This window comes from Zooshikella ganghwensis (assembly GCF_018263875.1).
In the GTDB taxonomy this organism is placed as follows: domain Bacteria; phylum Pseudomonadota; class Gammaproteobacteria; order Pseudomonadales; family Zooshikellaceae; genus Zooshikella; species Zooshikella ganghwensis.
Genome location: NZ_JAEVHG010000022.1, coordinates 59,742 through 83,112 on the forward strand (window position 1 = coordinate 59,742; position 23,371 = coordinate 83,112).

At 40.9% G+C, this 23,371-nt stretch carries 23 protein-coding genes; 9 read left to right on the forward strand and 14 right to left on the reverse strand.

What is annotated here, in order from left to right; genetic code table 11:
• Positions 1 to 133 precede the first annotated feature (133 nt).
• Entirely contained in the window at positions 134 to 598 is a 465-nt protein-coding gene (gene trmL / locus KHS79_RS22015) for a tRNA (uridine(34)/cytosine(34)/5-carboxymethylaminomethyluridine(34)-2'-O)-methyltransferase TrmL (protein WP_027707021.1), read from the forward strand.
• Positions 599 to 666: 68 nt separating this feature from the next.
• Here trmL and KHS79_RS22020 read toward each other — a convergent pair whose 3' ends face one another.
• The 8 genes from KHS79_RS22020 to KHS79_RS22055 all read right to left on the reverse strand — a co-directional run bounded on the left by KHS79_RS22020 (position 667) and on the right by KHS79_RS22055 (position 7,371).
• On the reverse strand, positions 667 to 2,130 hold the full coding sequence (locus KHS79_RS22020) for an L-lactate permease (protein WP_212722148.1): 1,464 nt from the start codon (positions 2,128 to 2,130) through the stop codon (positions 667 to 669).
• Positions 2,127 to 3,173 carry an iron-containing redox enzyme family protein gene (locus KHS79_RS22025; protein ID WP_094789029.1) on the reverse strand — a complete coding sequence of 349 codons (1,047 nt, stop codon included), beginning with the start codon at positions 3,171 to 3,173 and terminating at the stop codon, positions 2,127 to 2,129. The genes KHS79_RS22020 and KHS79_RS22025 overlap by 4 nt, the downstream gene beginning before the upstream one ends.
• Positions 3,174 to 3,188: 15 nt before the next feature.
• The gene (gene sbnB, locus KHS79_RS22030; RefSeq protein ID WP_212722149.1) at positions 3,189 to 4,208 is read right to left on the reverse strand and encodes a 2,3-diaminopropionate biosynthesis protein SbnB; all 1,020 of its coding nucleotides are present in this window, start codon (positions 4,206 to 4,208) and stop codon (positions 3,189 to 3,191) included.
• 66 nt (positions 4,209 to 4,274) lie between these two features.
• Entirely contained in the window at positions 4,275 to 5,249 is a 975-nt protein-coding gene (gene sbnA, locus KHS79_RS22035; protein WP_212722150.1) for a 2,3-diaminopropionate biosynthesis protein SbnA, read from the reverse strand.
• Positions 5,221 to 5,655: a ParB N-terminal domain-containing protein gene (locus tag KHS79_RS22040; protein ID WP_212722151.1), complete on the reverse strand. Its 435-nt coding sequence runs from the start codon at positions 5,653 to 5,655 to the stop codon at positions 5,221 to 5,223. Before KHS79_RS22040 ends, sbnA begins: the two co-directional genes overlap by 29 nt.
• Before the next feature lie 497 nt (positions 5,656 to 6,152).
• On the reverse strand, positions 6,153 to 6,629 hold the full coding sequence (gene secB / locus KHS79_RS22045) for a protein-export chaperone SecB (protein ID WP_027707017.1): 477 nt from the start codon (positions 6,627 to 6,629) through the stop codon (positions 6,153 to 6,155).
• Positions 6,630 to 6,679: 50 nt separating this feature from the next.
• Positions 6,680 to 6,940: a glutaredoxin 3 gene (grxC, locus tag KHS79_RS22050; RefSeq protein WP_027707016.1), complete on the reverse strand. Its 261-nt coding sequence runs from the start codon at positions 6,938 to 6,940 to the stop codon at positions 6,680 to 6,682.
• A gap of 14 nt (positions 6,941 to 6,954) precedes the next feature.
• Complete coding sequence (locus KHS79_RS22055; RefSeq protein WP_027707015.1) at positions 6,955 to 7,371, reverse strand: rhodanese-like domain-containing protein; 417 nt, start codon at positions 7,369 to 7,371, stop codon at positions 6,955 to 6,957.
• Between the two features lie 253 nt (positions 7,372 to 7,624).
• Between KHS79_RS22055 and gpmI the strand changes: the two genes are divergently transcribed.
• From gpmI to guaD, 4 genes are all read left to right on the forward strand, one after another.
• Positions 7,625 to 9,169 carry a 2,3-bisphosphoglycerate-independent phosphoglycerate mutase gene (gene gpmI, locus KHS79_RS22060; protein WP_212722152.1) on the forward strand — a complete coding sequence of 515 codons (1,545 nt, stop codon included), beginning with the start codon at positions 7,625 to 7,627 and terminating at the stop codon, positions 9,167 to 9,169.
• A 132-nt stretch (positions 9,170 to 9,301) separates the two neighbouring features.
• A complete protein-coding gene (locus KHS79_RS22065) occupies positions 9,302 to 10,495 on the forward strand; it encodes a murein hydrolase activator EnvC family protein (protein WP_084611090.1) in 1,194 nt (397 codons plus the stop codon).
• A gap of 47 nt (positions 10,496 to 10,542) precedes the next feature.
• On the forward strand, positions 10,543 to 11,859 hold the full coding sequence (locus tag KHS79_RS22070; protein ID WP_094789023.1) for a S41 family peptidase: 1,317 nt from the start codon (positions 10,543 to 10,545) through the stop codon (positions 11,857 to 11,859).
• Between the two features lie 352 nt (positions 11,860 to 12,211).
• The gene (gene guaD / locus KHS79_RS22075) at positions 12,212 to 13,543 is read left to right on the forward strand and encodes a guanine deaminase (RefSeq protein ID WP_212722153.1); all 1,332 of its coding nucleotides are present in this window, start codon (positions 12,212 to 12,214) and stop codon (positions 13,541 to 13,543) included.
• Between the two features lie 95 nt (positions 13,544 to 13,638).
• On the opposite strand, the gene hisF is transcribed toward guaD, so the two are convergent.
• The 4 genes from hisF to hisB are packed head-to-tail and all read right to left on the reverse strand — an operon-like array spanning position 13,639 to position 16,467.
• Positions 13,639 to 14,409, reverse strand: coding sequence for an imidazole glycerol phosphate synthase subunit HisF (gene hisF, locus KHS79_RS22080; RefSeq protein ID WP_212722154.1), 771 nt, complete (start codon positions 14,407 to 14,409; stop codon positions 13,639 to 13,641).
• 4 nt (positions 14,410 to 14,413) lie between these two features.
• A complete protein-coding gene (gene hisA, locus KHS79_RS22085) occupies positions 14,414 to 15,163 on the reverse strand; it encodes a 1-(5-phosphoribosyl)-5-[(5-phosphoribosylamino)methylideneamino]imidazole-4-carboxamide isomerase (RefSeq protein WP_212722155.1) in 750 nt (249 codons plus the stop codon).
• Positions 15,164 to 15,178: 15 nt separating this feature from the next.
• A complete protein-coding gene (gene hisH / locus KHS79_RS22090; RefSeq protein WP_212722157.1) occupies positions 15,179 to 15,820 on the reverse strand; it encodes an imidazole glycerol phosphate synthase subunit HisH in 642 nt (213 codons plus the stop codon).
• 53 nt (positions 15,821 to 15,873) lie between these two features.
• A complete protein-coding gene (gene hisB / locus KHS79_RS22095; RefSeq protein WP_094789018.1) occupies positions 15,874 to 16,467 on the reverse strand; it encodes an imidazoleglycerol-phosphate dehydratase HisB in 594 nt (197 codons plus the stop codon).
• 452 nt (positions 16,468 to 16,919) lie between these two features.
• Here hisB and KHS79_RS22100 point away from each other — a divergent pair, with 452 nt between their 5' ends.
• Positions 16,920 to 17,294, forward strand: a complete 375-nt coding sequence (locus tag KHS79_RS22100) for an acetyl-CoA sensor PanZ family protein (protein WP_212722159.1) — start codon at positions 16,920 to 16,922, stop codon at positions 17,292 to 17,294.
• Between the two features lie 64 nt (positions 17,295 to 17,358).
• On the opposite strand, the gene KHS79_RS22105 is transcribed toward KHS79_RS22100, so the two are convergent.
• Positions 17,359 to 17,613, reverse strand: coding sequence for a hypothetical protein (locus KHS79_RS22105; protein WP_027707006.1), 255 nt, complete (start codon positions 17,611 to 17,613; stop codon positions 17,359 to 17,361).
• Between the two features lie 333 nt (positions 17,614 to 17,946).
• Between KHS79_RS22105 and KHS79_RS22110 the strand changes: the two genes are divergently transcribed.
• Positions 17,947 to 18,579, forward strand: coding sequence for an SPOR domain-containing protein (locus KHS79_RS22110; RefSeq protein WP_133296170.1), 633 nt, complete (start codon positions 17,947 to 17,949; stop codon positions 18,577 to 18,579).
• A 116-nt stretch (positions 18,580 to 18,695) separates the two neighbouring features.
• Here the strand turns inward: KHS79_RS22110 and KHS79_RS22115 are convergent, their stop codons facing one another.
• Complete coding sequence (locus KHS79_RS22115; RefSeq protein WP_212722161.1) at positions 18,696 to 19,499, reverse strand: substrate-binding periplasmic protein; 804 nt, start codon at positions 19,497 to 19,499, stop codon at positions 18,696 to 18,698.
• Positions 19,500 to 19,781: 282 nt separating this feature from the next.
• Here KHS79_RS22115 and KHS79_RS22120 point away from each other — a divergent pair, with 282 nt between their 5' ends.
• A complete protein-coding gene (locus tag KHS79_RS22120; RefSeq protein ID WP_212722163.1) occupies positions 19,782 to 20,894 on the forward strand; it encodes an NAD(P)/FAD-dependent oxidoreductase in 1,113 nt (370 codons plus the stop codon).
• A gap of 218 nt (positions 20,895 to 21,112) precedes the next feature.
• The gene (locus KHS79_RS22125) at positions 21,113 to 23,296 is read left to right on the forward strand and encodes an AsmA family protein (RefSeq protein ID WP_212722165.1); all 2,184 of its coding nucleotides are present in this window, start codon (positions 21,113 to 21,115) and stop codon (positions 23,294 to 23,296) included.
• Positions 23,297 to 23,371 lie beyond the last annotated feature (75 nt).

Sequence of the window (23,371 nt, forward strand, 5' to 3'; positions counted from 1 at the left end):
TATAAAAATTTCAGCCGCTCTGGCTAGCGATAACCACAGCGAAGGATATAGCAACAGATAGTGCATTTTTAGAGACCTTCTATATACTTGCTTAGGCCAATTTAGCCTGTATTACCAATAAGTTGAACCAAGTATGCTACACATTGTACTGTTTGAACCTGAAATTCCACCCAACACTGGGAATGTTATTCGGCTTTGTGCCAATACGGGGTTTCATTTGCACTTAATCAAACCATTAGGCTTTGATTTTGATGACAAACGTATGCGACGTGCTGGATTGGATTATCATGAATTTACGCGCGTACAGTTACATGATGACTTTTCTGCTTTTCTTAAGCAGGTTAAGCCTAAAAATGTGTATGCCATCAGCACAAAAGGTAAGCGCTATCATGCTGATCCCTGTTACCAAGAGGGTGATGCCTTAGTATTTGGACCAGAAACCCGTGGTTTACCTGCCTCCATTTTAGAATCACTCCCCGAAGAGCAAATTATCCGTATTCCAATGCGAGAAAAAAGCCGCAGTTTAAACCTTTCAAATACAGTAGCCATTATGGTTTACGAAAGCTGGCGACAATTGGATTATAAAGAAGGCATTTAAAAGCTAGAAAAGCACAAAAAAATCCCCCAACTGGGGGATTAAATAACATTCTTATTTACTAATAAAATCTACGCAACAGTCGCCAAAACTATTCCCATTACACCAATCACACTCACAATTAACACAGACATACCTAAACCAAACTTAAGCAATGAAGCTACTGGTACTTCCTGAGGACCAGATAAATCCTTTGCAATGGTTGTCATTAATAAAATCATGGGAATTGAAGCAAAGACTAAATGCCCTGCTGCACTATTTTGAATAGCCGCCAATATAGTCAATTGGGTATCGGCTCCAGATGAAAGCGTTTGCTGCAGTGGCATCATTAATGCGTTGCCACCTACATTTGAGCCTGTGACAAAGCCACTGACGCCTCCTAAAAAAGAGGAAAGTACGACATTAAGGGTTTGATTTGCACCTACCAGTGTACTACCAACATAGCTCAGCATATTGCTTTCACGCATAATTTGAGCCATAGCAACAAAAGCAATAATAGACACTATTGGTCGTGCAACCGTGGGTAATATTGATTTAATAGATACTTTAGTTCGCTGTGATAGTGCAATAACTATCGCAGTAATACATAAAGCAAAACCAGGGCTGGTAAAAGGGGTAAACCGGATATGTTCAGTTTCTAAAATTAAAAGGTTACTTAACCAGTCCCAAACGCCAGGAATTAATCGCGGTAAAGCCACAAGCATTAACAAAAGACCATAAGGTATTAATGCTCTTATAAGAGGTACACCAGCAAACTCTTGTTTTTCAAACCGAGCTTTCGTTAAAATAACACCAACAACGAGCGTACCTAGCCCCGAAAAAATACCTGCTGTTTCGACCCATAACCAGCGATTATTAACATACAAAAGACTAGAAAAAACCAATCCCAGCAAAATAGCCAGCCAAGCATACTGGCGAAATGCCTGCCAGCCCCCTAATGCAAATAAACAGGCAATACCTAATGTTGGAAATACGGCCATGCTGGTTATGCTAGAATAAATTCCTAACTGCTGAATAGACAAACCCGCAATTCCAGCACCAACGACTGTCGCAAGCCCCAGTGTTCCCCACGGCATAATATTCATGGTTAACATGGCTGTTCGATATGCAGCTTTTCCCTGATAAAGCTGGAAAATAATCGGCACAGATAAAAAAAGTGAAACACCAAATCCTGTAAGAGATTCGACAGCGGGCGCTACTCCCAATAACAACAACAACGCTTTATGTAATTTAGGTAATTGTACACAGTCGATATAGTGTGCTAACGCTTTAATAATATTTTGCTGCTGAAGAACTCGATTTAGAAGTTGTCCTGGTATAATAACCAACGCAACACTAAGACCTAAAATCAAAACCGTCCCAATACCTGCATTATATTGGGCAGAGTCAATCGCAAACTCTGGTATCAACAAAGAAACTAAAATAGCTGTGACTAAACCAACAAGAGCCCCGTTTAGGGCTCCTTTTCCACAAAGAATTACAGTAATCGACGACAGCACCGGCAATGCGGCTAGTAAGAAGTAGATACTGTTCAATGTCCATTCCCTCGAAAGTATTCTAATAATTTGTCATACATCATCTCACCAGCCATCGCAGCCTGGTGGGCTCCTTTGATAATATCATACAACACTACCTGTGCTAATTCTGGCGTATTTTTTAATAGCCCCTCAATCATTTCTTCAGCATGGTGTGGATCAATTCTCATATGGGCGTCAAAATATACCCGTACATTCTGATCAGTAATACCAAGACGATCCATTCCCTGAAGTATCTTTTTAAAGTGAGGAGCTACCCACGCTTCTGTTGTCATAAAATGACCATAAGCCCGGTGGCATTTAAAACGCGTCGTTAACACCGCATTAAACGAATTTGATGAAATCGATGCAAACCAAGGTTTTTGTTCTGCCCGATACGTTAAAATATTTGACCACTCATCATGGGCTGTCAGTAAACGTCTTAGCCAATTAGTATGGAAATTATCAATAGCCCCATTTCCACACTCATCCCATAAATTAGACACTACTACCTGCTTCATTGAGTATTGTAACCCTGGAACCATTAAAGCAACTTCATCATCAACTATTTCATTTCGAATAACTTCCAGTAGTAAAAACTCTTTCATTTGCTGTTCTGACATCTCATCAGCAACAAAGTCAAAGAATGCATGACTAACACCGTAGTTATGTTCGACAAAAAATCTAAGGTAGTCGCCCACTTGGGCAGCACTACTGATTTCAGGGAGTTCATACCTAGATTTTAGTAACGTATTAATAAAAAAATCTTCTAACGTTAGCTTAATAAACTCAATACGAGAAAAAATCTCAGGCTTTTCCCAAAAGTCTATTCTTGGTGCGTCTTTATAGCCATAGTACAATGAATAAATCTCTGCCAAGTATTTATTGACAAGCTCTTCATTATGGGTTGCGGAAATGATCTCTTGCAACTTATCAGTAAGTTCTCCCATATTAAGAGCTAACAACTCATTTAGCGTTAAACTAAATTCATTGGCTGCATTTACAGGTGGCCAGTATTGCTCATGAGGAAATCGACTATGTCCAATAGTTTCTTGTTTTAACATAACTTATCCCTAACGTTAATTTCTGCTCAGATCATAAAAAAAGTTATCTATTTCGATGCTAGAGCCTTGCTCAATAGCCTGTTGATAAATGTAGTGTCCTAATGCCAGATCCAAGACACCAAGACCAAAGGGTGAAAAAACGATAGGCTTGTTGTTATCTGGTATTTTTTTAGAACCACTTAATATCTCAGGCAAAGTAGCATCAATAAATTCTCTATGGCCTACTTTTATTTCAGCCAAGTGTGGTGATGTATTTGCTTTCAAGCAATGATCAATATCGTCTAGCACATTATATGATCCGAGAATAACCTCCTCTCCCAGGTCTCTAAGAGATATATTAAGAATCAGTGGATTATGCTCAAACACGCTCAAATCATTAATATATGGTTGAGCTGCAGTTGTTGTCAGTAATATCATCTCTGAGTTTTGTAAACACTCATCTAAACTATGACTGACATTAAAGACATAACCTGTTTTATTACCAATAGATTCTGCAAACTGAGCACTGTACTCTTTATTTTGGTCATAAACATTAATTTGACCAATATCCCACTGTAACCCCTGCAAAAAAGCCACTACATATTTTGCAATAAGCCCATTGCCCACAATTCCCAGGGTACCTACCTTGTCATTCTTATTTCTCAGATGGTAAGCACCAATAACCGCCGAAACAGCAGTACGCATTGCACTGATTATGCTGGCTTCCATGCAGGCTAAAGGATATCCTGTATTACCGTCATTGAGAATCAGTACAGCAGATGCCCGAGGAATGCCCTCTTGAATATTATCTGGAAAACTGGAAATCCATTTAATACCGCTGACATTGATTGGGTCAATGTAACTTGGCAAAGCAATAATTCTCGCATTCGGCTTGTGCTTAAACCGTAAAAAATAACTATCAGGATTAATTGTTAATCCTTGCCCATGATCTAAGTATGTTTTTTCAACAATATTGGATAAGGTTTCATAGTTTTGTGAGAGTAAATCATTAACTGTTTCACCAGATATTACACGGAACTTTGGAACCATTTTCATATTTAACTCTTTTAAAGAAAGTCGCTTTATTTGCTGTAAAAATTGTATTTTTAGTGGTGGCCTACGCTATCCCGCAATATGCTGACACCACTCGTCGTTATAAATCGTATCGATATACTTTTCTCCACTATCAGGCGCAATCATCACAACGGTTTCATGGGGTTCTATAACATCATTCCAACGTTTAATTGCTGCCAGAACAGTTCCTGTGGAGCCACCCACCAGATAACCTCGTTTAACCATTTCCCTACACATGGCGATTGTTTCTTGATCGCTGACAACCTCCAAATTACTCACTTTATCAGCCTGTAGAATTTCTGGTGCTCGACTGGTCCCTAGACCAGGAATATTACGTTTGCCCGGTGCTAAACCAAAAGTAACGGAGCCTTTATTGTCTACCGCAATAATCGTTGTTTTAGGGGAAAATTCTTCAAAATAGTTAATGCACCCCATTAATGTGCCTGTTGTTCCTGCGCCGACAAATAGATAGTCAATATGATAAAAGCTATCTAGCAGCTCTTTTGCTGTTGAGTAATAGTGTGCAAGATAGTTGTTGGGGTTAGCATATTGATTTAACCAAATACAATTCCGGTTATTTTGTAAGTAGTGGTTGATGTACTCCAAGCGTTTTTTTAAATACCCACCATTTTCATCACGCTCAGTAATAACAACGACTTCCGCTCCATAGCTCTTCATAAGGTTAATACTTTGCTGAGAAGCCATTGCATCAGTGACACATAGGAATTTATAGCCTTTTGACGCTGCAATTAAGCTCAAGGCTATTCCTAAATTACCTGATGAAGATTCAACAATCACTGTATCACGATTAATTTTATTTTCTTTTTCTAGAGCTTCTATCATCCTGAGGGCAGGCTTTATCTTTATCGATCCGGCAAAGTTCCCTGCCTCATACTTCATATAGACATTGCTGCGAATAATATTATCTAAACAAAAAAATACATTACTGGGCCTATAGTCTATCGGCGAATGGTATATTTCTGTTACTTTATTATCAAAAAGCGTAACTACAGGTTGATTCATTTTGAGTTAACTCATTTATTGTAATTTTTATTTTTTTTGGCTTTGGATTGAGCGTATGTCTCGTTGTTTTATAAGGCAAAAGTGCTTGCTTTTGTACATACTGATTAATAAGTGACTCTGTAATCTCAAACTCGGGTCGCCAACTTGAAACGCTTAAACGAGTGTCACTATATTCAAGTAAAATACATGGAATATAAGAAAAACCCAGCAACTGTGCTGCAGCCAAACGATGGTGACCATCCATGACAAAAAATTTATTTTTTTCAATAATCAGAGGGTCAGTCCAGACACTTTCTACTTTAATGATTTGAGATAATTTATACGCATGTTCTTTGCAGTGATGTTCAGTAGCTATGATCTTATTGACATTTATTAGTTTGATATCATAGCCATAATCATTACTCATTCCTCCTCCCTAGAAAAAGCTAATTTAGATTTTTATTATGCCTGCCTTTTCACAGAACATTATATATTTCTCTACGGCATGTTGACTATTCGACTTAGGTATTAAGTATTTTATACGTATATCTTCAGAGACAGCTTTTTACGGACAGAGAGGATAGAGAGGTAGGAAAATTTCAGTAAAGAGTGTTTTACTAAATCACAGACATTAAATATAAGGGGTGTAACACATCAAGTTCACGACGCTTATACTTCAGCTCAGTACTTGCATTGCACAAGTACACTGAGCTTTTTTTAAATGTGGTTATACCCTTCACGAATCATTTTTAGGGTTTGTTGTCAGCACTCTTGACCTCCAAGGACGGTGGGAATGCAGTTTATGCAGGAGCATTTAACTGCCACCCCAGTCACTTATTAATATAAGCTCCGGGGGCTTCATCGCTTGACAGCCACCCCTAAAACCCCTTCGTTTTGGGTATATTTGACGTGTTACAGTGATGATTACTGAATAGTTTCAGTAGACTGCTGGGCTTCTGCTTTTCTTTGCTCTAAAGCTTGCATATAAAGTGCATCAAAGTTTACGGGTGCAAGCATAATAGGAGGGAAGCTACCACGTAGTACAAGGTTATCAACCGCTTCACGGGCATATGGAAACAGGATATTTGGGCAGAATGCGCCTAGTGTTTGATGTAAAGACTCATCTTCTAAGCCGCGAATCAAGAATACACCCGCTTGTTGGATTTCTACAACAAATGCAGTTTCTTCATCAGAGGTCACTGTTACCGTTAGTGTCAATACAACTTCATAAACATTATCTTCCAACTGCTTATTCTGTGTATTAAGGTCCAAGTTTACCTGTGGCTTCCACTCTTTGGTAAATACATCAGGCGCCTTAGGTGATTCAAATGATAAGTCCTTTACATAAATACGTTGTAAAGCAAATTGAGGTTGCGCCTGATTATTTTGATTTTCAGCCATCGAGCTTTCCTTTCTTGTTTAGTTTACTCATTAAAATGTAATGTACTCAGTTACTGCGCTTGACTTAGCAAACGATCAAGCTCTCCCTTGGCTTCAAGCGCATACAAATCATCGCACCCTCCAACATGAGTAGTGCCAATCCAGATTTGCGGGACTGAAGTACGACCAGCTTTTTCAGTCATTTCGCGCCTGACATTAGGTTGACCATCTACAGAAATCAACTGATAGTCCACCGCTTTTGCATCAAGCAGTCTTAGCGCACGTATACAAAAAGGGCAATAGGCAGAAGAATAAATTACAACTTTACTCATCGACAATCCCTGCACTAGGACTTCACTAACGGAAGATTCTCTCCCCGCCAGCCAGAAATTCCACCCTGTAATCGAACCACATGCGTATAGCCCGCTTTGCTCAGGGCTTTACCTGCAGAGCTTGCATGCTGTCCCATATTATCAACAATAATAATGGGAGTGTCTTTGAACTTTTCCAACTCTGACATGTGCTCTGTCAGCTTATTGAGAGGAATATTGATCGCATCCACAATATGTCCTTCTGAAAACTCTTTTCGCTCTCTTACATCAACCACTTTTGCTTGCTGCTGATTAATCAACTGTGTCGCCTGTTGGGTCGTCACTGTCTTGCCTGCTTTTCGGCTCTCAGTAAATAGCAGGAGCAATAACAACACAACAAATGAAGTAACCAACACTGGGTGATTACTGACAAATACGATTAGGTGTTCCATCTAACTTACCAACCCGATATTAATCAAGCTAGCAAGTATAGCGTGTTACATTTCCTGGCTAAACACCCATTGTCTTTTAAACATGCTTTGAATGAATCAAATCGGCACTCAACACTAAGGCAAAACACATAATTGATGCAGCACAATTGTTTGCTTAGTGATGTATACTTAGTAGCCAGTATCAATAGCTATTCACTTCAGGAATCGTTAGTATTTCTCGTTCACTTACCCTTCACATAAGTAGTGGAATCCTATGACTGACAAACGTTGTACTACAGCTCTCATCATTTTGGATGGTTTTGGTTATCGTGAAGAAAGCGAAGCAAATGCCATTGCTGGAGCCAACAAACCCGTTTGGGATAAACTCTGGGCAAATAACCCTCATGCACTCGTTTCTGGATCAGGGAATGATGTGGGTCTACCTCATGGCCAAATGGGTAACTCAGAAGTGGGACACATGAACCTCGGTGCAGGGCGTGTTGTTTACCAAGAACTCACCCGTATCAGCAAAGCTATTGAGGATGGTGACTTCTATACTAACCAAGTCTTAGTCAAGCCTGTACAAGCTGCTGTTCAAGCTAATAAAGCCGTACATATTATGGGCCTGATGTCTCCTGGTGGTGTCCATAGTCATGAGTCTCACTTACATGCCATGGTTGATCTTGCCGTTAAACAAGGTGCAACAAAAGTCTATGTACATGCCTTTCTAGATGGTCGTGATACGCCACCCAGAAGTGCTGAAAACTCGCTTGCTGCAATGGATGCCAAGCTAAAAGACCTTGGTGTAGGTCGTATCGCCAGCATTATTGGTCGCTACTTTGCCATGGATCGTGATAAGCGCTGGGATCGTGTTCAAACAGCCTATGACTTACTTACCCAAGGTAAAGCTAAGTTCACTGCTAACACAGCGGTTGCAGGGCTTAAAGCCGCTTACGAGCGTGATGAAAATGACGAATTTGTCAAAGCAACAGCTATTGTTGATGAAAGTAACAATCCTGCATTTATTGAAGAGGGTGATGCGGTCATCTTTATGAACTTTCGTGCAGACCGCGCTCGCCAACTCACTCAAGTGTTCGTAGATAAAGAATTTTCAGGCTTTGAGCGAGAGGTAGTTAGAGAGCTAGCTGGCTTTGTCATGCTTACCCAGTATTCAGCCGACCTTGCTGCACCTAGCGCTTACCCACCTGCTGTGCTCAAGAATGGACTGGGAGAATACCTGGCTAACCTAGGTAAAACTCAATTACGGATTGCAGAAACCGAAAAATATGCCCATGTCACCTTCTTCTTCAGCTGCGGAAGAGAAGAGCCTTATGAAGGTGAAACCCGTATTCTGGTCAACTCTCCTAAAGTAGCCACCTATGATTTACAGCCAGAAATGAGTGCGCCAGAAGTGACTGATAAACTGGTAGATGCAATCAAAAGTGGCCAGTTTGATTTAGTTGTCTGTAATTACGCGAATGGCGATATGGTGGGCCATACGGGTGATTACGATGCAGCTGTGAAAGCCATTGAGTGTCTGGATGAATGTGTGGGTCGTGTTGTTGCCGCGTTAGAGGAAGTTAACGGCCAGTGTCTCATTACTGCTGACCATGGTAATGCTGAGCTGATGGTGAACAAGGAAACAGGCCAGGCTCATACAGCGCATACAACAGAGTTAGTACCTTTGCTGTACTGTGGACCTAAGCAAATCCAGTTGCATGATGGTGGTGTTTTGTCTGACATAGCCCCTTCACTGTTGGATTTAATGGCGCTTACTCAGCCTGAGGAAATGACTGGTAAGTCACTTATCAAACATTAACCAAGCACTCATCATTAATCACATTTTGTTATAAAAAAATGAGCCCGAATACCCGTTTGTGGTATTCGGGCTTTATTTATATTTAGAGCTACATGCATACTTAACCCGAATCCGTTTTTAAAGAATGACAAGATGATAAGCAATTCAACTCCAAAGCCCCGAATGGCTAAAAAGCTCATTTGTATTATCGGCCTTTCATTACCACTGTGGTTTGGTGCATTTCAGGTTCAGGCTGATAAATCACCACAAATCAATGATGAAGCAGCAACAAAGCAACAACTCGATCAACTTGAAGCTGATATCTCACGTATGCGTGATTTGTTGGACGAAATGAAGCAAAAACGTTCTGCTGCACAAGAGTCACTTCGTAAAACTGAAGTTGAAATGGAACGCTTGCATAAGGAAATTGCCAACATTGAACGCCGGCTAGTGGAGGGCCAGCAACAACTAAAAAAGTATCAAACCCGGCAACATCACCTTGATGTTGCTAAGCAGCGCCAACAACAAGGACTGGCGGCCACACTCCGTGCCGCCTATCTCGCAGGACATCAACCTTATCTGAAACTACTGCTAAACCAGCAAGATCCGATGAAACTGGCCCGGCAGCTTGAGTATCTTGACTATTTTAATGCATCAAGAATTAAAGAAATCAAAGCTTATAACCAGACATTACAAGAACTGAAATTAGTTACTGACCAAATAAATCAGCAACAGCTAAAGTTAAATGAACAGCGAATGGAAGTTGTTAAAGCAAAAGAACAGCTTTCTAAGCGACATAACGAACGCCAGCAAATTATTACAACGCTGCTAAAAACCATTGCAAGTAAAGATAAAGAGCTTTCAAAATTAGAACAGGACAGACGCGAACTAGAGCAAGTTTTAAAAAATTTACAGAGTACCATTGCCAACCTCGTGGTACCGGGCAAACCTTTCCAATTCAATAAAGGTAAGATGCCCTTACCCGCAAAAGGAGTCATTACGCAGTCATTTGGTGCAATGAATAAACAGACCAAGCTTCGTAACAATGGTCTGTTTATTCAAGCAGGTGCAGGTAAGCCCATCTATGCTATTCATCATGGCCGCGTTGTCTTCTCAGAGTGGCTGCGTGGATCTGGATTATTGCTAATCATTGACCATGGCGATGGCTTTTTGAGCTTATATGCTCATAACCAGACTCTGTTAAAGGAAACAGGAGACTGGGTTAAAGCTGGGGAAAAAGTAGCAACCGTAGGTAATACCGGAGGGCGGCAAGAGAATGGCTTATATTTTGAAATTCGCCGCAAAGGAAAACCGCAAAATCCATTACATTGGTGTGTAGCCCAGTAATGGGATATAACTACACTTACAGACTTTGATTTATCTGAGAGTAATTGATGAATATGACACACCGTAAGCTTTGGTCATTATTTGGCAGTGTCACCCTTGCTCTAACACTGGCAATCCCCGTAGGTGCTGAAGAGCAAATCAAAGAGCAAGTCCAGCCACGCCTTCCACTTGAAGATTTAAGAACATTCGTTGAAGTTTACGATCGTATCAAGGTTGCTTACGTTGAACAGATTGATGACAAAACGCTCTTAGAAAATGCCATTCGAGGCATGTTATCTGGACTTGATCCACACTCAGCCTACCTTTCGCCTGATGACTACAAGGACCTGCAAATTAATACCACGGGTGAGTTTGGCGGTTTGGGTATTGAAGTAGGGATGGAAGATGGCTTTATTAAAGTGGTAGCCCCTATCGATGATACTCCTGCGGCAAAAGCAGGTATTCAGGCTGGCGATTTAATCATCAAACTCGACAACAAGCCTGTTAAAGGCCTCTCCTTACTGGAAGCTGTTGAAAAGATGCGTGGCAAAGTAGGTGAACCCATCAGCCTGACGATTGTGAGAGAAGGCAAAAGCGCACCATTCACGCTCACACTTAAACGTGCAGTAATCAAAGTCCAAAGTGTTAAGCATAAAGTTCTCAACCAAAAATATGGCTACTTACGTGTAACCCAATTCCAAACCTCAACGGGTGAAGAGGTGATCAAAAGCTTGCAAAAGCTTAAAAAGTCAGCGAACGGCTTAAATGGCATTATCTTAGACCTCCGTAATAACCCTGGCGGCGTATTGGAAGCAGCAGTTAACGTATCAGATGCATTCTTAACCAAAGGGACTATTGTTTACACTGAAGGTCGTATCCCCAATTCAGAATTACGTTTTAATGCTACAGTCGACGACCCATCTGATGGAGTACCAATGGTTGTACTGATCAATGCCGGATCAGCCTCCGCTTCTGAGATTGTTGCAGGTGCCTTACAAGATCATAAGCGTGCCATCATTATGGGCACAGATAGCTTTGGCAAAGGCTCAGTGCAAACTGTGCTACCACTTAACCGTGATCGTGCATTAAAGCTCACAACAGCACTCTACTTCACGCCAAATGGGCGGTCTATTCAAGCACATGGTATTTCCCCCGATATTCGAGTTGACCGCGCTAAAGTCACCAAGATCGAAGATGAAAATGCCGCTTCTTACAAAGAGGCTGACCTGGCAAGACACCTCTCGAATGGTAATGGTAAGGCAGACAAACCCTCATCACAGGCAACAGCCAGCAACACCGATGACCTTGCAGAGAAAGATTACCAAGTTCAACAAGCACTAAACTTACTAAAAGGCTTACATATTGCTGTTAAAACATCACCTTAAGCAACAGCACATACACATTTTTCAAGCTGAACAAATGCCCTTTCTAAAAGGGCATTTTTTTATGTGAAAAAAACCACTTAAAAGCATTAGACCGCCAGTCTCACTTTAAATAGAATTGAGCGTTTGTGAGTCAATTATTGACTAAAATTTGCTTTATCAGTCCATCAGCAAACTTCAGTCATCGCATTGGATTCAGTCCCCATATGCCATCATTTTGCTCGCAGTGTTTAAAACGTGCTTCGTCATATCCAGTAAAACATTCGTGCTGCAGCTACTTCGCTGTAAATGCGGCACACAAAGGGTATCCGAAGTGAATAAACTTTAAGCAGTAGTTAAAAATAGTCCTAATGCCATGAGTAAACAATCAGTCAGCCATGCATATCGAGCAGGCATCTTTCACTGCCTTGCAGACCCAACATCCACAGCAACACCAGAAGAAGCCTATGAGTACTATGCTGATGGTATTCTGGTGATTAATGATGAAGGTAAGGTTGAGCGCCTGGGGCCTGCCGATCAAATTCTACCCACACTCCCATCAGGGTTTCCTATCACAACTTACCCAAATGCCATCATTACTCCAGGGTTTATTGATACACATAACCACTTTCCTCAAACAGAAATGATTGCTGCTTTTGGTGAACAGCTACTCGACTGGCTGGAAACCTATACTTTCCCTACGGAGAGTAAATTTCAGAGCTTGGAGTATGCTCAGCAAGTCGCCGGCGTATACCTTGATGAATTACTTCGTAATGGCACCACGACAGCAATGGCCTTTTCCAGTGTCCACGCTGAATCTGCAGAGGCCCTATTCAAAGAAGCCTACCAGCGCGATATGTGCTTGATAACAGGTAAAGTGCTTATGGACCGTCATGCACCAGAAACGGTTCGTGACACGCCAGAAGCAGGATGTACACAAAGCCGTACTCTTATTGAACAGTGGCATGGCAAAGGTCGCTTACATTATGCTGTCACTCCACGCTTTGCCATCACCAGTACCCCTGAACAGCTCGAAGCAGCTGGCCACTTACTCAAAGAGTATGATGGCTTGTACATGCAGACCCACTTATCCGAAAACCACAAAGAAATTGCCTGGATCAGTGAGCTATTCCCTGAGCGTTGCCACTATCTAGATGTCTATGACCATTATGGTTTAGTAGGTCCACGCTCGGTGTTTGCTCATGGTATTCACCTCTGTGAAGACGAGATACAACGGCTTGCTCGACAGGATGCAGCCATTTCTTTTTGTCCAACCTCCAACCTGTTTTTAGGCAGTGGCTTATTTAACCTGAAGCAGATGAAACAACATAAGGTTAAAGTCAGCCTTGGCTCTGATGTTGGTGCGGGCACCAGCTTTTCCATGCTGCAAACCCTCAATGAAGCCTATAAAGTCACTCAAATGCGTGGCGACAAGCTGTCACCCTTTGAGTCATTCTATCTTGCGACATTAGCAGGCGCAGAAACATTACAGCTGGATGATCAACTGGGTAATTTCTTACCAGGAAAAGAAGCAGATTTTATCGTGCTGGATCTGCACAGTACACCACTCATGCAGTACCGCATGAACAACTGCAACAATGTGTTTGAAACACTGTTTGTGCTGTGTATTCTGGGGGATGATCGAAATATCAAGGAGACATTTGTTAAAGGTATTTCTCGCCATCAACGTGATCAGGCAACGCACTAGTACAGTACTGTAGTTGATATTTAAAAAGCGGCAATCCAAATAAAGATTGCCGTTTTTTGTGGAATAAACCGCTATGAGTGTACCCTAAACATCAATCAACGCATTTCTATGCCATGTTGACGCATATAATCTTTAGCCTGCTGGATCGTATACTCACCAAAGTGAAAAATACTGGCGGCAAGCACTGCATCGGCCAAGCCTTGTTTAATGCCATCCACCAAATGGTCGAGATTACCCGCTCCACCTGATGCGATCACGGGAATATTGACCGCCTCACAGATAGCTCTTGTGACGCCTAAATCATAACCAGACTTAACACCATCCTGATCCATACTGGTCAATAAAATTTCACCCGCCCCATAGGCTTCCATCTTTGCTGCCCACTCAACCGCATCCAAACCTGTGGGCTTACGGCCCCCATGGGTAAAAATTTCCCATCGATCTTCTTCCTGTGGAGCACTCACCTTTTTCGCATCTATGGCTACAACAATGCATTGAGCACCAAAACGGTCTGCAGCCGCTTTCACAAAGTCAGGGTTGAAGACGGCAGCGGTATTAATGCTGACTTTATCTGCCCCAGCATTGAGCATGGTGCGTATATCCTCAATCTTACGAATACCACCCCCAACGGTCAGCGGAATAAATACCTCTCCGGCAATGCGCTCCACAGTATGAACGGTGGTATCCCGCTCTTCATGACTGGCGGTAATATCCAGAAACGTGATTTCATCCGCCCCAGCCTCGTTATAACGCTTAGCCACCTCAACGGGATCACCTGCATCACGAATATCAACAAACTGCACACCTTTCACAACGCGGCCATTTTCAACATCCAAGCAGGGAATAATGCGTTTCGCTAAACCCATTTGACTAACTACCCCGCTGCTCTGTAGATAAATCACAAAATGCCTGGGCTTCAGCCAAATCTAATGTGCCCTCGTAAATAGCACGCCCTGTTATCGCGCCCAGAATACCGCGATCAGCTACAGCACTCAGTGCCCGAATATCATCCATATTGGTGATGCCACCTGATGCAATCACTGGAATATTGCACTGCTCAGCAAGCTGTACTGTTGCTTCAACATTGACCCCTTGCATCATGCCATCTCGAGCAATATCGGTGTAAACAATGGCAGAGACGCCATCATTTACAAAGCGTTGAGCCAGCTCAATCACATTAACCGAGGTCACTGTTGCCCAACCATCAATGGCTACCATGCCATCTTTGGCATCTAATCCCACAATAATATGATCAGGAAAAGCTGCACAGGATTCGGCTACAAATTCAGGCTGTTTAACTGCTTGAGTACCAATGATCACATAGTGCACTCCAGCTCTAAGGTAGGCTTCGATTGTGGCGAGTGAGCGAATACCACCACCAATCTGAATAGGTAGATTAGGGTAGGCCTTAGCTATAGCTTTAACAATTTCCCCATTCACAGGTTCTCCTGCAAAGGCCCCATTTAAATCTACCAAGTGCAGGCGACGACATCCCATATCAACCCAATGACTTGCCATGGCAACTGGATCATCGCTGAAGACGGTAGCATCGGCCATTTCACCTTGGCGTAAACGAACACATTCTCCATCTTTTAAGTCAATGGCTGGAATTAACAACATTGAGAAAGCCCTATCTTATGGTTGCCAGGAAAGAAAATTTTTCAGCAGCTGAAGTCCCAGCGCTGCACTTTTTTCTGGGTGAAACTGCACTGCAACTAAGTTATCCACAGCCAGCACAGCATCGAGTTTTACCCCGTAGTAGCCACGTCCAATAACATCTGCAGGCTGATCAGCTTGAACGTAATAGCTATGCACGAAGTAAAAGCGACTATTATCAGGAATACCTTGCCAAATAGGGTGGTTTCCTACTTGCTCAACTTGATTCCACCCCATATGCGGTACTTTTAATCGTTGGCTGTGCTCATCCTTTAAGTCTTTACCAAAAAAACGTACATGACCTGGAATCAAGTCAATGCAGTCAACACCTTCATTTTCTTCACTGTGACTGAGTAGCGACTGCATCCCTACGCAAATACCGAGTACAGGTATTCGCTGAACAATTTCTTTGATCAGTTCATCCAGGTGCAGACGCCTAATCTCTGCCATACAGTCACGGATCGCACCAACCCCAGGAAATACCACATGATCAGCATGACGAATCACTTCTGCATCAGCACTTACCTGTACTCGCCAGTCAATAGGCGCGACATGCTCCAGCGCTTTTGCCACAGAGTGCAAGTTCCCCATGCCATAGTCCACCACCACCACACGTTTCATCAACAACCCTCGTTTTCTAGTAAATCCAATTCAACTTAAGAAAGTGAAATTTCTTATAGGCTGCCTTTAGTGGATGGCACAATGCCAGACATTCGAGAGTCAAGGGTCAGCGCCATGCGCAGTGCCCGCCCAAATGCCTTAAATACGGTTTCTATTTGGTGGTGAGCATTACGCCCCCGCAAGTTATCCACATGCAAGGATACAAGCGCATGATTAACAAACCCTTGGAAAAACTCATAGCACAAATCCACATCAAACTGTCCAATCATCGCTCGAGTAAAAGGAACATGAAACTCCAGCCCCGGCCGACCCGAAAAATCAACCACTACGCGAGACAGTGCTTCATCCAGAGGAACATAGGCATGACCATAGCGAGTAATACCCGCTTTATCACCAAGCGCTTGGCTAATAGCCTGACCAAGTGTGATGCCAATGTCTTCAACAGTATGGTGATCATCAATATGGTTATCGCCCTTGGCCACAATTGTCATATCAATCAGACCATGTCGTGCAATCTGATCTAGCATATGCTCTAAAAAGGGAACGCCTGTATCAAACTGTGATTTTCCAGAACCATCCAGATTCACTGTCACTTTGATTTGAGTTTCCAGGGTATTGCGTTCTACAGTGGCAGTACGACTCACCATTTCGATCTCCACGCACTCATCTTGTTGATATGAATTTATTTGATAATGAGTTCAAAGCTTACTTCAGCACACTTCTCACCCATATATGGGTGCTTGCTTCAAATACACTTGCCGTTTTAGGTATAAATTAACCCATTAAAACTTATCACCAATTTAAAGATAGGCACATTATAACCGCAGATATAATCATTTTGCCCGCATTTTAAGCTAATTTACCGAGTATTTAGCAAAGGAGTTGTATATACATATACACTTCAACACAGAGTAATTTAGCTTACATAAGTAATACATCACCATCCCATAAATAATGAGTGCTAACGATAATGTGTATAAAAAGAGTTCACGCAGGGTATATACTCGACTTATGGTAGGCTCATAACAAACATGCTATCTAATGATCCTACATAGAAGCTGTTTAGAATACGACTTGTGTTTTAAGACGATGGTTAATTATGCCGATTATTGTTGAAATTATTGACTTTCCAAGCGAACAAGACCGTGAGGATTTAACCAAGATTTACTTGGATGCTCCTAATTGGATGTTATGTGACTATGAAAACCATCATGCCATTAGCCGAGTTAAACAGTTTGTTCAATCCATTATTGAGCAGCCAATGACCCACTTTATTGGGGCCCGTTTCAATGACCGGCTTGTGGGTGCTGCAGTAGTTGAACAACTTGAATATGACTGGCATATTCGCTCCATTTGTGTGCGAAAAGTCACTCGAAACAGAGGCGTTGGTAAACGGCTTCATGCTGAAATTAATCGTTTAGCCCAGCAACAACAAGTAAACCTAGTGTTCGAACAAGCCCCTAAAGACTTCTAGCTTTGAACTAGCCTTGAGCTAACAGTTCCACATGCCAAGGCTACTCAACGATTAACATTAAAAATTACCACTTCTCCATCACTTGCTGTAAATCCCTTTCAAACTGTTGCTCAAGCGTTTGGTTCATAACACCTGCGGCCACAAGCAGCTCTTTTGTATGCTTTTCAACTCGATGACAACAACGGTTCAGTTCTTCAACCAGTTTTATCAACTCCTGATTTTCTGGCTGCTGTTGAATGGTTGAAGCCAATGTTTTATAGAGTGCATTTAATTGTTGAGTAGATTCAACTGTCTGTTGTTTGAGTTTTTCAATCGGCATATGGGAACCTCTCTTCTGCTTTAAATATCCCCCTAACAGCAACATGCATACTTTTAGTATGGCTTGAGTTATCTAAACTGTCATAACAATAAGTGACTACTTACTACTTTTGATTCAGCGTAAATGCTGTTTTTAACCTACAACCTTCGCTGATGGTACGTATTCAATTAATGAAAGATTCGCCTTATAGCCATTCGATTGCTATATCTATTTAAGTAGTTCCAAACTGAAGAGCCTCACCCAAAAAGAAGAAAGGTTTCGTTTATCTAGTCATCTCAAAAGGTTCTTTCTAATAATTAAAGATTTCGTAAAGCACCAAACGGGGGCGTTTCCATGAAGTTAACCTTGAATCTTTATCTAGCCATTCTACTAATCATGTCAATAGCTGGCTGCTCTTGGTTTTCTTTTGATGATTCAGAAGACAGCCAAGACGATATCACTATGGAAACGTCAGACACCCAGGCAGTCAGTGATGCTGACGTATCAATGGCTGAGTTTCCTACAGGTATCGCCTCCGGCTGGGAATGTCTGGCAGGTAAAAACACGGCTTGGAAGTGTAAACCTGGAGAACAGTTTAATGGAGAAAACTATTCAGAATCACTGGAGTCAGTGAGCACTAAAGAGCGCCCACGGATTACCAAAGCAATTCAAAAACAAATACAGCAAGCCAATACACCTCGAAATATTTTTTCTGATGTACCCACTAACTATTTAACACTACAGTTATTGGCCGCACAAAAAACCCAAACAATTAATAACTTTCTTAAACAACATCCTTTCTTACAAAATGGAATTTTACTTGAATATACAGCCAAACAAAAAAACTGGCACGTTTTAGTATATGGACTGTACGAAAATCAACAACAAGCCAAACTCGCCCTAACAACACCACCACTCAACCAACTACGTAATATTACACCTTGGCCTAGGACCATTGAGAGTTTAAATGCAGTGCTAAATCAGTAAAAAAATTGTTAAAGCTATCCCAACTCAATGCAAGCGGATAGCTTATGAAATATAGAGGGAGTTGTTAACTTTTTTATGCATAAACCACTAGGGCTTAACCATACGTGTAAATCACATTACTGTGTTTTGGCAGCCTTATGACGTGCAACTTCTGTATCAAAATTGACAGTATTATAATACTCTTTAATAGTGGCTATCCATTTATCAGCATACTTTTTATAGAACCCTCTTTTTTTCCCAAACACATAAAACACCGGCGTTGCTCTAGAAATTTTATATACAAGTCGATAATCTGAGGACTCTAAATCAGCGAATTGGCTACGATATTTGTCAATTGTTGAGCCAAGATCTCCTAGCGGAAGAAAAAAATAATCAAAGCGTTTACTCTTAACTAACTTCAGTAATTGACCTTGGTTTGAAACTTCCTTCATTTTATTATCAATAAGGCTTTTAACAAAATTATCAACCGTTGAACCATAAGAGTTACCCCTAACCATCACTAAACTAAACTGCCGTAAATCATCAATTTTGTTAATATTATCAACTTTATCATTATCAGCACTTGTATAGACACCCACCGTTGAAAAATTGATGAATGCGGGTTCTGGTAAATAATAGTAGAGTTTTTCCCGCGCTGGTGTTTTATTCGCGCCGAGTATCATGGTGATATGACCACTAGCAACCTCAGCTTGACATCTTTTCCAATTATCAATCACGATAGGTTTAACATCAATATTTGGGTTATTCCTCTTAAACAGCACTAACTGATCGATAATTACTCCAGCATAACTATCTTTAGATGTTGGATATATCCAGGGATTCCAGTTGTAATAAGCACACCATGTTAAGCTATCTGCAAGGGTATAATTAACTACCGTTAGCAGATTAAAAACAACGAAAACTGTAACTATTTTTTTCACGAATAACCACTACAGTCAAAAGAATTAGTTTTCCAACTTTATCAGCATAGAACAGCCTTACCTTCTATCACAAAAAATCATTTAATGATTGATCAAATATACAAGAATGCTCAAAACCCAATGTTTGTTGAAATATCAACAGCAAGCGCTATTGCTTAACGGTAGTTCACCTATAACCTAACTCTATAAAAACCCATTGTTTAGGAGAAACAATCCTGTTTGCTACAGATTACCGAGTGTATAATGTTGCTTCCACTCAATAAAAATGCAAATAATAAAATCATGGAATCAGTTGATATCACTATCATTGGTGCTGGAGTCATTGGACTTGCACTGGCAGCACGTCTTGCCCAACCCAATAAAACTATTGTTATTCTAGAGCAACATAAACATATTGGTGAGGAAATCAGTAGCCGCAACAGCGAGGTGATTCACGCAGGCATTTATTACCCCACACAATCATTAAAAGCGACGCTTTGTGTTGAAGGAAAAGAGCTGCTGTATGACTTCTGTCAACTGTATCAAGTGCCTCATCGTCGCTGTGGTAAGCTGATTGTTGCAAATACCACTGATGATGAAGAACGTTTGGCTTTAGTTCAACAACAAGCCATCAATAATGGTGTAAACGACCTACAGTTCTTATCTTCTCAACAGGTCAAAAAGCTTGAACCTGCAATACAAGCAACCAGTGCTTTGCTTTCTCCTAGTACGGGCATAATTGATAGCCATCAGTTATTGTTAACATTATCTCGATTAGCAGAAGAACGAGGAGCACTACTTTTACGCAACACACAATTTAAACAGGGAGAAATTTCCAGCAATCGGTTTATTCTGAATGTTCAAACAGGCAAAGAAGCATACCAGTTTTCTAGTCAGGTTTTGATCAACGCAGGTGGTCTCCACGCACAGACGATAGCCAATACTATTGAAGGATTTCCTAAGTCTGATATTCCATCACTCTATTACTGCAAAGGTAGCTACTTTAAACTCGCCGGCTCCTTTAAACTCAATCACTTGATTTATCCGCTCCCTGAAGCTAACACGACAGGTTTAGGTATTCATGCCACCATAGACTTAGCAGGTCAGGTTCGCTTTGGGCCCGATACGGAGTATATCGACAGAGTTAACTATGATGTCAGTACACACCACCTTACAACCTATTACCAGGCCATTCAGCGCTATTATCCTGGATTAAAAAAAGAGCAATTGGTTCCAGACTATGCAGGCATTCGCCCAAAACTTCAGGCACCCAACTCACCACCAGCTGACTTCATGATACAAACTGCAGCAGAACATCAAATACCTGGCTTAATAAACCTGTTTGGAATAGAAAGTCCCGGTTTAACAGCATCATTAGCTATTGCTAATAAGGTAGCGGATTATATTGGCGTCTAACCATTCACCAAAGTTAAATACACCTAGGTTATCCTGTTTAACGATCTCACACGCATCATAATTAAGCATGAGCACCTTATGTAGAGGCATAATCTACTGAGAATTTAAACCTGACCCACTTGACGTCTTTGTCTAAATGGTGTGCTATGAGTCAAACTCTGTGGTATTGCACACTACCTCTTGCAAAACGTAAACGTTTCGAGTCTAAGGAAACTGATATGAAGTCGGTGATTAAAATTTCGTTAGGTGTTATTTTCACCTTATTACTACTGGTTGTGGTCGCAATTCTCGCATTGAATTTTTTTATCGATGCAGACCAATACAAAAATACAATTCGTACCATCGTCAAAGAAAATACCGGATTGACTCTTGATATTGAGGGTCCACTTGAGCTTTCATTTTTCCCTTCATTAGGTTTTTCAGCGAACAAACTCTCTGTAACCACACCTAAAGAAGAAAAATTGGTGTTAGTCGATTATGCTCAAGTTGAAGTTGAGTTATTTCCCTTACTGAGTAACGAGCTAAAAGTCACAGCACTCAATATAGAAGGTGCAGAAGTTAACCTTGTTAAAGATAAAAAGGGCGTACCAAACTGGCAAATAGAAACAACACAATCTCAAAATAAACCTGCCAGTAAAACAACGCCAGCAGAAACATCAGATCAGGATAGTAACACAACATCAAATACAGGAAAAAGCACGACAGAACTTAATATCAGCGCCGTTTCACTCAAAAATATTACCTTAAACTATCAAGACCAACAAAAATCACAAACATTTAACCTGAAAAATTTAAATGTGAGTGCCTCTAACATTGCAAATAATCAGTACTTTCCTATTCAAGTAAGTTTTTCAGCCTCTGGTAATCAACCTGCATTTAAGCTTGATGAAAAAGTTCGCACTGACTTTTTATTTGACCTTAAACAACAACGTTTTGAGCTAAAAGAGTTTTCATTAAACAGTCAGGGTCAATTGACAACTGAGAAACAACCTTTTGCAATAGACCTAGACGTGTCTGCAGAAAAAATTGAGTTAGCTAGTCAAGCACAACAAATAAATATTAAAAACTTGGTACTGTCCGATAAGCAGCTCATGGCTAAAAGCAATGTATCACTGACCAACTTTATTCAGCCTACCGTCAAAGGTAATATCTCACTTTCAGTGGATAACTTACCCGAGTGGCTTCAGGGTCTTGGGATAAACTATAAACCCACAAAATTAGATGCATTAAACAAATTCTCATTCACAAGTCAAATTAATGGTGATGCTGGTAATATTGTACTGAACAAATTAAATTTAACTGCAGGTGATTTTACACTCAACGGTAAAATGACATTGGCAAATATTACTAAACAGCCACGCTATGAGTTTGATGTCAAAGGAAGTGATTTAGTTGTAGATCACTTTACCCCTGCAACCAGCTCCACTACAAGTTCATCTGCCTCGAAAACTCAATCAGAAAAGAATGAATCAGCTAAAACCTCTACTCCAGTTAAAACTGCTGATAATACACCCATTCTACCCATAGATACCTTACGCAAATTAAACCTAAAGGGTAAATTACACTTAAACTCACTAACGCAGCAAAAAACAAAACTTGAAGATGTAAATCTTACGATCCATGCCAATAATGGAAATATCCAACTTTCCCCAGTCACAGCAAAAACGTTGGGCGGCACAATCAATAAAACAGTCGCAATTGATGTTACAAAGAAAACACCTATAATTGATGTCACAACTAAAGCAAATAATATTAATGTTTATCAAGCATTGATGAATTATGCTGATTTGAATGCAATAAAAGGTGCCGCTAACTTAACCGGACAGTTTTCTACAAAAGGCAATACTAAAACACAGTTGATCGAGTCTTTAAATGGCCAAGCCAACTTTGCCATTGCTAATGGCGAACTTACTCAGACCAATGTGGATAAAATACTATGTAAAGCCATTGCCAAAGTAAGAAAAGAAAAAGTCAGTAAAAAAGACTGGGGAACAAGTACCCCTTTTCAAGATATGTCTGGTCAAATCATTATTCGAAATGGTGTAGTAGATAACCAAAAACTCATCGCAAAACTCGAACAGCTCAATATTGATGGCTATGGTACTGTTAACCTATTAACCGAATCTTTGGACTATCGGTTGGGATTAACGATTACTGGTTCCCAAAGTAATGCAGGAGAGGAAGCCTGCCAAATCAATAAACGCTACGCGAACATCCGCTGGCCTGTTCGTTGCCAAGGGGGTTTTTCTGACAAAGAGCTATGTGGTATCGACCAGGAAAAAGTAGGTGAAATTGCTGCAAGCCAAGTCAAATCTGAACTTGAACGTAAAATTGATAAAAAACTGGAAGATAAACCTGAACTAAAACCTGTGGGTGATTTACTGAAGCGCTTTTTGGATTAACCATAAAATTAATATTGTTACTTTTCAACAAAGGGTATAGCAGTATGTTATACCCTTTCTTTTTACATGCCTCAC

Bases quoted from the DNA above. Each gene is read 5' to 3' on its own strand.
- trmL (WP_027707021.1), top strand. From the start codon at position 134: ATGCTACACATTGTACTGTTTGAACCTGAAATTCCACCCAACACTGGG.
- KHS79_RS22025 (WP_094789029.1), bottom strand. From the start codon at position 3,173: ATGTTAAAACAAGAAACTATTGGACATAGTCGATTTCCTCATGAGCAA.
- sbnB (WP_212722149.1), bottom strand. From the start codon at position 4,208: ATGAAAATGGTTCCAAAGTTCCGTGTAATATCTGGTGAAACAGTTAAT.
- sbnA (WP_212722150.1), bottom strand. From the start codon at position 5,249: ATGAATCAACCTGTAGTTACGCTTTTTGATAATAAAGTAACAGAAATA.
- KHS79_RS22040 (WP_212722151.1), bottom strand. From the start codon at position 5,655: ATGAGTAATGATTATGGCTATGATATCAAACTAATAAATGTCAATAAG.
- secB (WP_027707017.1), bottom strand. From the start codon at position 6,629: ATGGCTGAAAATCAAAATAATCAGGCGCAACCTCAATTTGCTTTACAA.
- grxC (WP_027707016.1), bottom strand. From the start codon at position 6,940: ATGAGTAAAGTTGTAATTTATTCTTCTGCCTATTGCCCTTTTTGTATA.
- KHS79_RS22055 (WP_027707015.1), bottom strand. From the start codon at position 7,371: ATGGAACACCTAATCGTATTTGTCAGTAATCACCCAGTGTTGGTTACT.
- gpmI (WP_212722152.1), top strand. From the start codon at position 7,625: ATGACTGACAAACGTTGTACTACAGCTCTCATCATTTTGGATGGTTTT.
- KHS79_RS22065 (WP_084611090.1), top strand. From the start codon at position 9,302: ATGATAAGCAATTCAACTCCAAAGCCCCGAATGGCTAAAAAGCTCATT.
- KHS79_RS22070 (WP_094789023.1), top strand. From the start codon at position 10,543: ATGAATATGACACACCGTAAGCTTTGGTCATTATTTGGCAGTGTCACC.
- guaD (WP_212722153.1), top strand. From the start codon at position 12,212: ATGAGTAAACAATCAGTCAGCCATGCATATCGAGCAGGCATCTTTCAC.
- hisF (WP_212722154.1), bottom strand. From the start codon at position 14,409: ATGGGTTTAGCGAAACGCATTATTCCCTGCTTGGATGTTGAAAATGGC.
- hisA (WP_212722155.1), bottom strand. From the start codon at position 15,163: ATGTTGTTAATTCCAGCCATTGACTTAAAAGATGGAGAATGTGTTCGT.
- hisH (WP_212722157.1), bottom strand. From the start codon at position 15,820: ATGAAACGTGTGGTGGTGGTGGACTATGGCATGGGGAACTTGCACTCT.
- hisB (WP_094789018.1), bottom strand. From the start codon at position 16,467: ATGGTGAGTCGTACTGCCACTGTAGAACGCAATACCCTGGAAACTCAA.
- KHS79_RS22100 (WP_212722159.1), top strand. From the start codon at position 16,920: ATGCCGATTATTGTTGAAATTATTGACTTTCCAAGCGAACAAGACCGT.
- KHS79_RS22105 (WP_027707006.1), bottom strand. From the start codon at position 17,613: ATGCCGATTGAAAAACTCAAACAACAGACAGTTGAATCTACTCAACAA.
- KHS79_RS22110 (WP_133296170.1), top strand. From the start codon at position 17,947: ATGAAGTTAACCTTGAATCTTTATCTAGCCATTCTACTAATCATGTCA.
- KHS79_RS22120 (WP_212722163.1), top strand. From the start codon at position 19,782: ATGGAATCAGTTGATATCACTATCATTGGTGCTGGAGTCATTGGACTT.
- KHS79_RS22125 (WP_212722165.1), top strand. From the start codon at position 21,113: ATGAAGTCGGTGATTAAAATTTCGTTAGGTGTTATTTTCACCTTATTA.